This is a genomic window from Mycobacterium sp. SP-6446, from assembly GCF_001954045.1.
Lineage (GTDB): Bacteria > Actinomycetota > Actinomycetes > Mycobacteriales > Mycobacteriaceae > Mycobacterium.
On record NZ_MBEM01000252.1, the window covers coordinates 46,928 to 59,965 of the forward strand.

Genomic DNA, 13,038 nt, shown 5'->3' on the forward strand with positions numbered 1-13,038 from the left:
TTGGGGCTGCTGGTCGATAGTGCCGAAGTGGGCGAACTTGTCGATGATGACCAGGAGTACGGACGAGCTCGTCAGTGTCGTCCGTGGTGATGGTCGGCTGGCGTGATCGCCGGCGATCGATCACCAGCGCCGTAAATTGTTCCGGGCTGCTGTCGGCGACCTGGATGGAACGACGCAATCTGCACCTGCCGCGGTTTACGACCGGCCGATGCGCTACCAGGTGCGCAGACGGTGTTAAGTGTTGTTGGGCTGGTTTGAAAGGCTTTGGTGAGCGCTAGTGCTCCCAGCCGTCCGGCGGCGGGCCGAACTGAAACCATACGCGGTCCTTCGGAAAAGCGATTCCGTATTCAGCGAACTTGGGTAGGCCGTACAACGCCAAAGAGATAGGCGTGGGGCAGTAATGACCACTGGCGTTTCGAATGGTGATCCCTTGGTAGCCCTCTGCGGTCTTCCAAATCCGGGCCTTGCCAGCCGTCTTTACGTAATCTGCTTCTGCAGGAACGTCTTCGGTCAACATGCCATGAGCGCTATTCCACAAGCCCTTGCCCGGCACGAAAACCTTATCCGGCAAGACCACCAAGCGGTCATCCAAGGTGACAGCAAAATGGACCTCTTCTAACCCATCATTAATGTAAGTGTCGAATTCAGGTGTCCCGGGTTCGGCGGGGGCAACCCCAGCGGCGCGCATATCCGCAAGCTCGTCGGCCTTCGAATCGTACAGCCGATTAGGGAATGGCCCCTCCTCGGGAACACTGTCGTTGTCGAAAGAACTTGGTGCTTGGTGTGTTTCGGATCGAGAGTCGGTGGGGCCGAAGTCGTGGGGCGCAGCAGTTCCAACCGCGGGCGGTAAGCCGGACTCCACATCGGGGCGTGCGGCGTTGCCGACGATCACCTCTAGCACATACCGTGCCAGCCCGGGTGCCACCGAGTCATACTCGCGGCGCAGGCTCGGGGTCGTCGCCACCCTGGCCGCCTCGTAACACTGCACCCTGTAATCGAAGTCATCGGAGAGCCGCGACGAGAGGGTAAAGTGCCGCACGGCAAGCGCGTTGGCGTCATCCGAGCCCGCCCCTACCCCCCGTTGCATCGCCGAGGCGAAATCCGCGTGCAAGACCCTCCGTTCCTCGGCAAGCCCCGACCGGTCCATCTCGGGCAGCACCGCCACCAGCTCGTCCATCTCCGTCAAGACACGGATGCAGCGGGCGTGGTCGTCGGAAGGGACGATGGGATTGCCGTGTCTATCAACATAACCCGCCAAGAGCTCCTGCACAGGTAGGTACATCGCAGGCAGCTGTTCTCCCGAAAATGCGTGTTGCGACCACCGGACAAAGTGGTCCATATCGGCGAAAGGGTCGTCTGGGCCATCGAAGAGGTGCGGCGACGCCACCTTGATTCCCTGGAAGACCTCGTAACAGGTGTGATGCTCGTCCGGTACTATCCAGCCGACCAAGGCACGGGCGAACTCGTGTTCGGTGACACCCTCGGGCCGGATCCAGAGAAACATCGAGTGAAGCCGTGCGGCCGAAGACGAGATGCCCGCAATCACGGGGAATCCCCTCTCGGTCGAGACGGCCTGGTACCACGGTGCGTCGGGATCCATGCGGAACATCGCGCGGCCCGAAACCCATGCCAGCACATCGGGATCGTCGTCGCAGGGCGACGTCCGGGGCTGTGCGCTCCGCTGGGCAGCGATCTCGAGCGGGTGCAGCGCGATCCCACGGCCAGCGAACTCCCGCATAGTCCACCGGTAGTCCTCTCGTTCTGCCAGCAACCGCGCCCACCGCCCCTCGTGGCTCGCATGATATTCGGCAAGTGCGTCCTCGGTGTCCGGCGAGTGGGAGCTCAGCGCGGGCAACGTATAGATCTCATGCCCCTTGTCGACCATCTCCTTCACCGCGCCCAATCGGGGAAGGTCCAACCCCGCCGACTCGGCGATCCCTTCCCAGCCCGGCCGCTTCAGCAGCTCAAGGATGGTCTTCTTGAACGTCATCGAATCGAGGCTGTCGCTGTAGGCGTTGCACAGCGCGGTCATCACCATCCGTAGGTTGCCCACGCGGAGCAGCTCTGGCAGCGTCACCACGCCCCGTCCGACCTGCCCGGGATTGGTCGAGACGTCATTGAAGAAGATCCGCTCCGTACGCTCCGGCGGCGTCCCCGGGTACAACTCGGTGTGCAGGACCCGCATCACCTCGAACAGCCGCTCGACCGTGCGCCGCGCGGCGACATTCGCACCCGGATCGTGAAACAGCCGATCACCCAGCTCCCGGTCGAAGAGGATCGCGTCACACCGCGACAACCCGCGCGCTTTGTCGTCGGCTCCGCCTAAACCATCGAAAAGTTGGGCCGCGGTGGCCGATTGGGGTTCTGAATCTGGTTCTACCAGCCCGTTCTGTAAGGCGATCGTCACCAGCTGGGCACGGGTCTCTGCACCCAGTTTCTCTAGCAAACGCCCGACGAGGTTGTCCACGGTGCGGTCGGTCCTGCCCAAGTGTGTTGTGATCTCTAAGTGGGTGAGCCCTGCACACAGCAGCCTCAGCACCGCGTGCTCGTGGGCGGTCAGGCGCTCCAACAAGGCTTGTGGCTCTTCGAGATGCGCCGAATCAGCCGAACCCCCAGGCGCCGCGGCTTCGTCGCTTGAATCAATCACAGTATTGAACGGGCTCAACCAGCCCGGGCGCTTCAACCTGACCTGCTTGGTGTAACGGACTTCGTAGGGTTCGGCGAATCCTATGCCACCAGCGACCTGATCCCACCAATGGGGACATTGCCAGAGGAATTTTCTCACATTGCTCTGACGAACCACCATTGGTTTGAGTCCGGGCCACGCCCCGTTATTTGCATGCAGCACTTCATATTCGAATGCATATTCGGAGGTATTGGCGCGCAGCCAAGTTCCAGATTCTTCGTCATACCAGGCCGCGTCGGGACGCAAGATCACTCCATAATCAAAATTGATGGCGCCGTCTTTTCCGGCGAACGCATCGTTTGACATGTTTATCTGACCAGTGGCGGCATCGGCATAGAACCGCGAGTAATCCGGAAGCTCCCTCTGGCCGACCGGGATCCCCGACCAGCGGTGGCCCTTCGGATGGATCATGACCTTACCGTCGTCGTCGTAGGTCAATACCTGAGCTGAACTAAACAATTTCAAGAACGGCACTGCCACCACCCCCCGCAGATCAGGACGCTCAGGCAGCGCTTGGTCGACAAGATTGAGGTCCAGCCGGCCGAGATCTTCGTGCAAACGAATTTCCTGGAGAACGCTTTCGCGATCGGCTACCGTCGCCAATATCTTATTGAACTCGTCCGTGCGCGTGATCAATGTAAAGAACATATTCATACCGCCGTCAAACCTCGCCATCCGCCTTATCCTGATCATCTCCCTCTTGACGGGTTTAGGAATGGCCGACCAGAACCGCCGAGCCTGCTCTCGTGCTACCTCCAGACTGCGCTTGGCTTTCGCGAGCTCCTCAACCAGAATCCGCCGCTCGTGTTCTGTACCGTCCTGCTGCGCGATCTCACCGAGTTGACCAGAAATTTCGCGCACTGCCAGCAAAAGGCCTCGAACCACCGCGCTCTTCTCCTCGGCGAACATAAAGAAGCCTTCGGTCGAGCCAACCAGACGCTGCGCGCTCGGATCGGTAAAGTACAGCGCCTTAGTTAAGAATTCGTAATTGAACTCTCCAAATTCCCGGCAGACCAGGCCGATGCATCCCCTGCTTGTCATCACCGTTTCCGCGTCGGTCTCCTCGTGACCGGTCTTCCTCTGCATAGCGCGGCGGTATCTGTCCACTGAATGTTCGCGTCGATATACCCATCTGCCGTGGTGATCGCGCTCATGCTTCGGATCTAGTGGCTCGAATAGCCTCATCTCGGACGGAGAGGGAACATGATCGACGACGATGAACCGGCTTGGCACCTGCTCCGACCTGTAGTCATCGTCGGCGGCGGGCCTCTGTGGCGCGGGCTCCCGAATGTCCTTGTGGGGCATGACATCCGCCGAATCGCTTGCAACCGACTGATCCTGCTCAGCGGCGGGGCCGGGAGGCGGGCTTCGGGATCGCTCGACTGTGATCTCGGCCTCCAACGGGGTCGCCTCGTCGGGAGAGATGCGCAATTCCACGCTCGGCTCCGCGGCCGTGATCTTGGACCCTGCGTCAGGTTCACGCTCGCCGAGCAGGTGAAGCTGGCAGGCGCGCGCCACGAGCTGGGCGTGGTCGTGTGCGTGGACCTTCGTTGACATGATGCCGCCGATCCAGCGTTGAACGACGGCAACGGGCACATTGAACTGCGCGGCGATGTCTTGGACCTTGTGTCCGTCGGCCAGCCGCGTCAATACCTCGTGCTCGCGGTCCGTCAGCTGCACCGTGCTGGTCGGCGCTTCTTCCACCGGATCGACCAAGCCGTAGTCGAAGGCCTTCTTGACCAGGTGGGCGCGAGTGGTTGCGTGCAGCTTCCTTTCGGCGCCGTCTAGGAAGGTTTCCACACTTGCCGGGGCGAGATTTGCCCGGCCAGCGATCTGCTCGTTTGTGAGGCCCTCCGCCAGCAGCCTCGTCACCTGCACTTCGCGCCGCGTCAGATGTTCAAGGACTTCGTCGAGGGTGCCAGGTGGGCCGGCCGGCGAATCCTGGGCGCCAAGTGGCTGCCGCACCACGTGTACCAGCCCGCAGTGATAGGCGATCCTCACCAGCTGGATACGATCGCGCGCCTCCAGCTTTGCCAGAATGCGCTCGATATACACGTCCACGGCATCGTCACTCACACCCAACGCCGCGGCGATCACGTTGGCGGTGTGCGCTTTGGCCAGCAGCGTCAGCACTTTGCGCTCAGGTTGGATCAGGCTGGCCAGGCGCTTCCGCAGGACTTCTGGCTCGTCAGCCGGCGACCCCGGACCTAGTAGGCCGTGGCGAAAAAGCATCGCCACCGCTTGGACACGATTCGTTGCTCCCAGCTTCGTCACGATGCGCTGGATGTGCGTCCTTACAGAGCTTTCACTGATGTGCAACTCTGCGGCGATCTGTTGATCAGTGAGTCCCTTGGTTGCCAGCAGGGTCAACACTTCGCGCTGACGGCGGGTGAGGCCGGCCAGGCACTTCTGCAGGGCTTCTGCGGACGTGCCGCTCGGTGACAGGAGACCGGCGAGCATCGCCATCGCCTCGGCGCGATTCGCTGCGCCCAGCGTCGTCAAGACGTGCTTGACGTGGCTTCTGACGGTGTTGGCGCTGATGTGCAGCAGTGCGGCCATCTCTCGAGTGCTGCGCCCCTTGTACAGCAGCGACATCACCTCGTACTCGCGGCCGCTGAGGCTCGCGAGGCGCTCTTGCAGGCCTTCCGGCGCGTTAGCCGGAGAGCCCGGATGTTGTCCGCGGTCTCGGAAGACCATCGCGACGGCCTCGTTGCGGTCGCGTGCACCTAATTTCGCCAGGGCCTGCTTGACGTACGTTTTCACGGTCTCCAGACCGATGCGCAACTGCGCGGCAATCTCGGGGTTGGTGAGCCCCTCCGCCGCCAGCATCAACACCTCACGCTCGCGGGGGCTCAGGCTGGCCAGGCGTTGCGATTCCGGCCCGTCGCCAGCCGTCGGCCGGGCCGGCGCTCGCTTGAGCTTCCCGTCCTTAACGGGCCCGCTGGTTTCGGCGGGTGTCGGGCCGGCGCCGTCCGTCGCGGCACCGGCACCATCGTCGCCATCGTCGGGTTCACCCGTGTGCGCCTCAGTATCGATGCCGCCCGAATCGCCACCGGCGGCAGGCGGCTGGGGGTTCTCGCTTGTAGGCGGGCCTGATCCTCCCGGTGGTGGGCCGAGGGGCTGGCGAGGGTCCTGCGGGCTTGCACCCCCGGGGTTGTCTGGAGGGCCCAGATGGCGTTCGGCGTTGGCGACGATCACATCACACACGTAGCTTGCCAACCCCGGTGCGAGCCACTCATAGGGGTCACGAAGCTCCCCATCCGTGACCAGCCGTCGCGCAAAGTGACGATGCAACCGGTAGTCATAGTCAGGTAAAAGCTCTTGCTCTATTGCCAAGTGTCGGTCGGCCAGCCTATTCGCCTCCTCCGAGCCCGGCTCCAGGGGCGGCTTCCGATTCATCGCCGCTTCGAAATCGCGGTTCAGGGCCTCGCTGTCGCCCGCGAGCCGCAACCGGACCGGCTCGGGCAACGCCGCGAAGGCGTTGTCCATCAGTTGCCTGGCCTGCAGCCACCGCACGTCGTAGCCGTCGAGGCGGCGTACCGGCTTGCCGTCGCGCCGGAGGTAACCAACCGTGGTGGACGCCACCTGGTCCTCGCCCCACCACGCTGGCGGTTCCCCTGGGAAAAGCTTCTCGAATCGAGGGTCGTAAAAGAAGACCTCGTCGCGGATGTTGACCGCCAGAAAGACGCGGTTGCGACCGGACAAGGTCTGCGAAAATACGACGGCCGACGAGCCCGGCTTCAGGTAACGCAGCGTCGCACCCACCTCGCGGTAAGGCGCATCCACCTTGTCATGAGACATGACGGTCCAGCCGGTTCCGGCGCCTCGAAACAGTTTGCGGTGGAGCAAACCTTCGTGTCCCGGGTCGATGTGGATCCCAAGATCGTGTATCTCGTTCAACGCCTTGGCGATTCGGTGCACGTCATCGCCCGGTCGCCAGCTCTCGGCGGCGCCCTCAGACGGTCGGTGGGTCTGGAAGTACTCCGCGACGGGGTGAGCGTCATCATCGGGCCCGGAGTCAGCAGAGGCCTTGCCGCCATCAGGCTGACTTGTGTCGTCCTCACTATCGGTGGGAGCGCTGTCGGTTCCCGCGGTGGGTCCCTCACCGGAAGCGGATCCACCCGCCGGGCCCTCCGCAACAACATCGCCACCGCCCAAATGGCGTTCAGCGTTGGCGACGATCACATCGCGCACATAGCGCGCCAACCCTGGTGCGATCCACTCATAGCGGGCACGAAGCCCCGCATCCGTCACCAACCGCCGCCCGAAGTAACGATGCAGCCCGTAGTCATAGTTAGCCAACAGCCGCCGCCCGATGGCCAAGTGCTGCTCGGCAAGCTCGTTGGCCTCAGCCGAGCCCGGCTCCACACCCAGATCCATCGCCGAAGCGAAACGCCTGTTCAAGTCGTCCTCTTCGGCCGCCAACCGCAACCCATCCGCCTCGGGCAGAGCCTTCACCGCATTTGCCATCTGGCGCCTGGCGGCATGCCAACGTCGCACGTCGAACTCACCGAAGGGCCGCCAGGGCTTGCCGTGGGCATCGAGGTAACCGACGAGCGAGCGCACCCCCGCGTCCTCGCCCCACGGCGGTCGCTTGAAGTGAAGGGCACCCGATCGTGGGTCATAGAAGTAGACGTGATCGTCGATGTTGACCGCCAGAAGGACGCGGAAGGTGCCGTCTCCCCAGCGCGATATGACGATGGCCAATGAGTCCCGGCCCAGGTAATCCAGCGTCTCCTCCACCTCGGCGTAGGACGCTAACTCGGGGTCGGTTCCTGCGGCTTTCAACAGCCTCATGGTCAAACGTTCGGGTCCAGGGGCGATCTGCATCCCAAGACCGTGTATCTCGTACAACACCTTGGCGATGTGGTGCACGTCATCGTCTGGTCGCCAGTTCTCGACAGCGCGCTCAGACGGTCGGTGAGTCCGGAAGTACGCCGCCACGGAGTGAGCGTCATCATCGGGACCGGAGTCAGCAGAGGCCTCGCCGCGCTGTGCCGCGATCGCGCCGTGCGGGCCGTCGGCGGGTTCGCCGGCGCCCGCATCGCGAGCATCGCCGCTGCCCAAGTGGCGTCCGGCGTTTGCGACGATGACATCACGCATGTAACGCGCCAACCCCTGCGCCCTGCGCTCGTAGCCGTCGCGAAGCCCGGTATCCGTCACAAACCGTCGCCCAAAGTGACGATGCAGCTCGTAGTTATAGTCGGGGTAAAGCCCCCGCGCGAGCTCGAAGTGCCGCTTGGCCAGGTCATTGGCCTCAGCCGAGCCGGCCTGGACATCTCGAGCCATCGCCGACGCGAAATCCCTTTCCAGGGCGTCTTGTAATCTGGCCGCCTCGGGCTGCCTCGCCAATGCGTCGTCCATTAGCTTCCGCACGGTCAACCAGTCCCGGTTGTACTCGTCGGCGTGGCACGCCGGCGTGCCGTCGGGCTCAAGGTATCCGACCGAGGGTTTGCCCAAGCTTGGGTCCTCACCCCACGCCGGTGGCTGGTCGGAAAGCTTCCCCGATGCTGGATCGTAGTAACGGATCTGGTCGCGAATGTTGACCGCCAGCAACAGTCGCAAGTCCAGGTTCCCCATGTCGTCCTTCGACAGGCACAGCATGATGGCCGACGAGCCCGGCCTCAGGTAACGCAACGTCTTTTCCACCTCGGCAGGGCTTGCTAAGTCCTGGTTGGTTCCGGCGGCTTCAAACAGCTCGTAGTACATCGCACCCGGGCTTTTCGATTTGGATGCAACCTCGATTTTGCGTCCATAGATGTCGCTCACCAGCTTGGCGACCCGTGCGACGCGCAGCGCGTCACGGTCTGGTCGCCCGTTCTCGATCGCCTCCCCGGACAGTCGGTGGGTCTTGAAGTAGTCCTCCACCGGGTGTGAACGGGCATCGCGTTCGGAGTCGTCCTCGTCGTTCTCTGGGGAGACCTCGCGATCCGGGGTGTTTGCGACCGATCGACCCGCTGGCTCCTCGGCAAGAAGATCGCCGCGCAAATGGCGTTCAGCATTTTCGACGATCACATCGCGCACATAGCGCGCCAATCCTGGCGCCCTCCACTCATAGGGGGCACGAAGCCCCGCCTCCGTTACCAACCGCCGGCCAAGGTCAAGATGCGACCCGTAGCGGTAGTCGGGGAGAAGCTGCTGCCAGATCGCGAAGTGGCGCTCGGCAAGCTCATTGGCCTCAACCGAGCCCGGCTCCACACGACGCGGAACCCTATCCATCGCCGAGACGAAATCCTCATCCACGGCCTTCATCTGCTCCAGCAGCTGCGACCTGGCCGCATCGGACAGCGCCCTCAATGCCTTGTATATCTGGGCGCAGGTGCCACCGTCGCCATCCCAGGGTCGGTAGTGCTCGTCATACGGCAACGCCGGCTCGCCGTCCGCCTCGAGGTAACCGACCACAGGGTCGCCTATCGCGTCATCCCAGTGCGGCGGCCAGGGGAGAAGGCGACCCGATCGAGGGTCGAAGTAGTAGACCTCATCTTCGATGTTCACCGCCAGGACGCCGCGGAAGTCCAAACGCCCGCTGTCGTCGAGGAAGGGCGAAGCCACCATGGCCGACGAGCCCCGCCCCAGGTAGCGCAATGTCTCACTCACCCCGTCCGGCGTCGCAACCTGAGGGCTGGTCCGGGCGGCATGTAACGCCGAAACGTACGGGGCGCGAGGATCGATGTGGATCCCAAGGTCATGTATCCCGCTCAACACCTCAACGATGCGGTACATGTCATTGCCCGGTTGGAGATTCTCAACGGCGTCCGCAGACGGTCCGTGTGTCCGGAAGTAGTCCTCCACGGGGCGGGGTTTGGCGTTTTCGACGATCACATCGCGCACATAGCGCGCCAACCCCTGCGCTTTCCTCTCAAAGGGGTCACGAAGCCCCGCGTCGGTCACCAACCGCCGTCCCACGTGACGATGCAGCATGTAGTCAAAGTTGTAGACGAGCCGCCGCCTGAGTTGAAAGTCTCGATCAGCCAACTTATTGGCCTCAGCCGAGCCTGGCTTTACACCCCGGTCCATCGCCGAAGCGAAATCCTCGTTCAGGGCCTCGATCTGGTTCACCCAGCGTGACCGCTCCCGCTCGGACAGCGCCGCGAAGGCGTCGTCCATCCGCTCGCTGACATCGACCCAACGTGGATCGATCTCGTCGAGCGGGCGCGCCGGCTCACCGTCCGCCTCCAGGTAACCGACAAAAGCGCGCCCCCCTTGGTGTTCACCCCACGGCGGCGGCGAATCGGAAGGCAGCCCCGACCGCGGGTCGTAGAAGTAGACATGATTGCCGATGTTGACCGCCAGAAAGACGCGGATATTCGACGTGGAGGTCCCCGACACCACGATGGCCGACGAGCCCCGCCCCAGACACCTCAACGTCGCTTCGGCCTCGGCGCGGGACCTCAATTCCACCTCGGTTGCGGCCTTGTCAAACACCGTCAGCGGGGGTGCACCAGGTTCGACGTGAATCCTGGGCCCAAATATCTCTGTTAGCACCTCGGCGACATGATGCGCGTCATCACCCGGGTGTCGGTTCTCGACGTCGTCGTCTGACGGTGAGTGCAACCGCCTCAGGAAGTAGTCCTCCAGGGGGCGGGGGCGGTCATCCGGCTGGGGGCTGTCGATACCCTCGCCGTCCTCACCCAGACCTTGGCCGCCCTGACCCTGGACTTGGCCGAATTCGTGGTCGACCGAGGCCAAGCGGGAATCTAGCGGCTGTGATGGCTCGTGGGCGCCGGCAGTATCAGCCTCGGCACTTGGCAAGTACTTGACGAAGTTCTCCGCCGGTATCTCGTTAAGCAGTTGGCGTCCAACGTTTCTCGCGCCCTCTCCCCCGAGCGCTCTGAGGCGACTGGGCTCGGGTAGCTCCCCCGCCTCACGGTCCGATCTCAGCTTCCGCGCAAACCGATCGAGGACTCTGCGGGCTTTTTTGCCGGACCGATGTTGCAAGCGTTCAACGGATTGCTCGATGGCATCGAACACCTTTTCGCGGCTTCGCTCGGGATTCCACCCAAGGCTCGATCCTTCGACGTCCTCCAGAACCGGCGCCACAACGCGATCAACGCCGGAGTAGATGTAGTAACCGTCTTCTTGCAAAGACCAGGCCTGCACGAACTCCCGGGCCCCCGGCTCGGCGTCGTCAATATCGAACCCGGTGTGATAAGCGATGAGCTCGCGATCATCGCCGTCACCGACGTAACCGAATCTGCGAGAGATGGATCCGATGGGTTCGCCGCCGCTATTGAAGATGTCGCCATTGAGCACAACTTCACCCGGCCGTGCCAGCTCCTCGACATTCCACATCTGGACGCGGTAGCGCAGCTCCGTTCCGTCGGACGGATCCTTGTAGACGAAGTACACACCGGACAGATCCTCCGCAAGCTGCTCGGCGCGCCGCGGGTCACGACTATCCAGCACCGCGCGCAGCTTGTCGGCAAGGCTGGGATCGGCTGCGCGGGTAGCCCGATCGGTATCCCGATACCCGCGCCGTCGCTGCAGGGATGCCGGGTTGTGCAGCGCGTCCACCGCCTCGCCGGTGGGCCCAAGGCAGGCCAGCGCACCGTGCGACGGTTCATGACCGACCCATGATGGCGGGACAACCCCGTCCCGGTCTACCCACGGCGGCGGCCACACGAACTGCTCGCCGTCCTCTGATTCCCACGGCGGGGCCCACTCGGATCGCTGGCCGGTCAGCGGGTCCCACAGGTAGACCACACCGCCATCTTTTTCCAAGAACACCACGTGGCTATCGGGTTGTCCTGGCGGGGTATCCAACCAGCGAAGCACCAAGATCGCCGACGAGCCATCATCCATCCGCGCCAGCGCGGCGTACGCCTCGGCCCACGTCACGAGTTCGTAGCTGGAATCGACGGCCGTTAACACCGCACTCGGATACACCTCGCCGTTAGGGCCGACGTCAACGGGACGAACCTGACGCCGCGGATACCGATCCGCCGCCCTGTCGCGCACGGCGACACCGCAATTCTTGGGCGGAATGCGCTGCGCTAACGCCTTTTTCGCGATCTTCGCCATGTCATGACCCTCGGCCTGGTCGATGTAGTCGGCCGCGCCCAGTCGGCGTCGCGTGCGGTCGCCGGCGTGCAGCGACTCCACAGGATCGCCGTTGGGCTTGATGAAGCCGACCGCGGTGAGCGATACGTCATCGCCCCGCTCATTGCCGACCCACGACGGCGGCGTCTCGTCCTGCTCCCCCGTGAGCGGGTCGACCCGGTCGACCCACGGCGGCGGCCACACGTGGCGTTCGCCGGTCAGCGGGTCGACCCACGGCGGCGCCCACAGGGACCTCTCCCCGGTCTTCGGGTCGAAAAGGTAGATCGCCCCGTCATCTTTCTCCAGCAGAACGACATGGCCGGGCTCCCCCGGACCGCTGTCCGCCCACCGGAACGCCCAGATAGCCGACGAGCCGTCAGGCATCTTTTCGAGCGCGAGGTACACCTCGGCACATGTCGCGAATTCGGAAGCGCAATCGGTCGCGACACACAACGCCCTCACATACAGCTCGCCGTCAGGACCGACTTCAACGAGACCAATCTGACGCTGCGGATACCGGTCCGCCACCCTGTCGCGCACGGCGACAACGCAATTCTTGCGCGATGATGTAACCCGCTGCGCCAACGCCTCATTCGCCACCGTCGCCGCGCCATCGCCTCCGGCATGCCGGCTGGCGCCCTCGGCCGAACCCGGCTCCCCCGGGCTTGACGCCCCAGCATCACCGTGGCCCGCCGCCCGGCCGATGTGGTCGGCAGCCGCCAGTGGATTGTCGGTGATAGTGGTGCGCCGCAATCGATCTGGGCTGGTGGGTTCCGCAGCGGCCGCACCATCGGAGCGCGGGCCATCCGTGGGGGTGGCGGAGCCATCCGGCTGTGTGGGCGCGAGGCGTAGCGTTCCGGGCGGAAAGAGGGCCGGCACCGGCGGATCGGAAACTCGTGGGCTCGCGGCATCATTGACCGGCGCGCTGGCAGCCGACGGGCGGGTCGTCGTGAGGTTGAGTTTTCCCTCGTCGAGGCGCCTGGTGGTTTCGGCGGGTGCCGCACGTGTGCCGGTCGATGCAGCGGTGCCAGTACCTTGACCGTCGCCGCCACCCTCACCCGTGTGCCACTCCGGCTCGAAGCGACTCGAATCGCTGCCGAGGGCGGTTGCCTGTGGGTCCTCGCTTGTCGGAGAACCTCCCGGCGGTGGGCTGCGTGGCCGGCGCGGGGTAAGGAGTCTGCGCGACGGCGAGGTGAATGGCCTCCCCGACAATCCCTGGGTTGCAGCCACGCGGGGCCCGCGCCGGCCACGCAGCCCACCGCCGGGAGGTTCTCCGACAAGCGAGGACCCACAGGCAACCGCCCTCGGCAGCG

At 63.9% G+C, this 13,038-nt stretch carries 1 protein-coding gene; it reads right to left on the reverse strand.

All coding sequences use genetic code 11. The features are described 5' to 3' along the window. Positions 1–274 precede the first annotated feature (274 nt). A complete protein-coding gene (locus A5736_RS26165; RefSeq protein ID WP_139333522.1) occupies positions 275–12,325 on the reverse strand; it encodes a LuxR C-terminal-related transcriptional regulator in 12,051 nt (4,016 codons plus the stop codon). Positions 12,326–13,038 lie beyond the last annotated feature (713 nt).